General features: G+C 40.3%; 3 protein-coding genes. 2 read left to right on the top strand and 1 reads right to left on the bottom strand.

From position 1 onward, the window contains the following. Nucleotides 1-349 precede the first annotated feature (349 nt). Both WBA23_RS01035 and WBA23_RS01030 read left to right on the top strand, forming a co-directional pair. On the top strand, nucleotides 350-850 hold the full coding sequence (locus tag WBA23_RS01035) for a hypothetical protein (RefSeq protein WP_424580372.1): 501 nt from the start codon (nucleotides 350-352) through the stop codon (nucleotides 848-850). Continuing rightward, complete coding sequence (locus WBA23_RS01030) at nucleotides 847-1,254, top strand: pYEATS domain-containing protein (protein ID WP_424580371.1); 408 nt, start codon at nucleotides 847-849, stop codon at nucleotides 1,252-1,254. The genes WBA23_RS01035 and WBA23_RS01030 overlap by 4 nt, the downstream gene beginning before the upstream one ends. A 26-nt stretch (nucleotides 1,255-1,280) precedes the next feature. Here WBA23_RS01030 and WBA23_RS01025 read toward each other — a convergent pair. After that, a partial coding sequence (locus WBA23_RS01025; protein WP_424580370.1) for a hypothetical protein occupies nucleotides 1,281-1,560 on the bottom strand: 280 nt, incomplete at its 5' end.

The raw sequence follows: 1,560 nt of genomic DNA, 5'->3' as shown, positions 1-1,560 counted from the left end.
CCAAGCTGCGAAAGCTTAATGAAGAAGTGCTGTAAAGTTAATTTCATCAGAGTGAAATTGAATCAAGAAGCGGTCTTTATACAGGCGGATTTTTTTGTGACTAAGTAATGATAAAACAATGACTTTATCGCATTATGAGTACTTCTTTCGCGTTACCACTTCGCGGATCGCCGCCCGGTTAAAAAGCCTCGTCAGGGCTTAGGCCCTGCCTACATCTTTCGTCTTATGGCAACGCAAAATAACTAGATCAAAAACGACAACTTTTTATTCCGCCATTACTAAAGACGTGGATAATGCAATATCTGTCGAACTTTTGTATATTTTGGTGCATCTACCAATTAACTACCTAATGAGCGACTTTCTAAAATTTCTAGAAAACCACGCTACCGGGATATACCTCATTATTCTTTGCGTATTCACTTTTATCCTAGCTATTAACTGGCTAGCCAAAATTTTCTCGTGGGGTGCTTACCAAAAACGAAACGCTGAGAGAAACGATCAGAGCAAATTATCGTACGTAATATCCCGATTTTTTGTCAATATTATTGATGACTTTAAGCATTTGTTGGCAATTATTGTCGTCATAATTTTTACGACTCTAATTATCTATTCAATGACCGCTGGTGATACTTTTGACGATAAAATGGAAGCACTTCAACTGGTTATTGCTTCATTAGGTGGACTGCTCGGGTCGATAATTGGTTATTACTTCGGTGAGTCAGCCGCCCGAACTAGTAGTCCCAAGGTAATCGATGATGAGAAGGAAATGTCGGTTCCCGATAACATAGTGGCCGCACCTCAAATTACTTTTGATGATCAGGGGACTAATCCGCAAAACGTACCAGAATGAGTATCCAAACCTATAGTATTCAGCTTAAGGATTCAGTAGTCAACCCCGATGAACCCTTAACAAAAGCGCAGACGTGTATCGCTCACTATCGCAAGTCTAATTCGTCTAGTAATCAACTTCTCTATCAGGTCTGGCTCTATTTAGAAGGTAAAGATTTACCTTTTGTGAATCGTGTAAAATATATTCTGCATGATTCGTTCCGGAAACCAGTGCAGCTAGTGGAGCGAACGACGCTTAATCAAAATTGCTCGTTAGCAATTTGGACCTGGGGTATTTTCTGGGTAAAGGCTGAAGTAGAAGATGTGAAAGGGCGCACCATTAAACTTGACCACTATTTAACGTACGGAAAGCAAATTGAAAACAAACAGAAGCTAGGAATCTCTTTTATAGAAGACTCAAGATGATTATAATCTGTAGCCACTTACCAGAATTAGTAACTGGGACTACGCGTAAGATGAATATTCACGGAGGGTAGATGAAGCTTAAGGGTTTCTACTAGTTGAGACGATACGGGGGCTTCATAAAGATATACATCCTTTATAGCTGGCATCTGCAAAACATAAAGTAGGTGATTATCAGTTACTTGGGTGTGAGAAAGGTCGAGTGTTTCCAGTAGCGGTAATTCGGTAAGATAAACCAGCCCTGCCCCTTTAATCTGCGTTTTTTGCAACGATAATTCGCGAAGCTGAGGTATCTGACCAAGGTGGTAC

Origin of the sequence: Tunicatimonas sp. (assembly GCF_049647865.1) — a bacterium.
Classification (GTDB): domain Bacteria; phylum Bacteroidota; class Bacteroidia; order Cytophagales; family Cyclobacteriaceae; genus Tunicatimonas.
The sequence above is the reverse complement of the archived record's forward strand: the minus strand, read 5'-3'. Positions and strand labels throughout refer to the sequence as shown.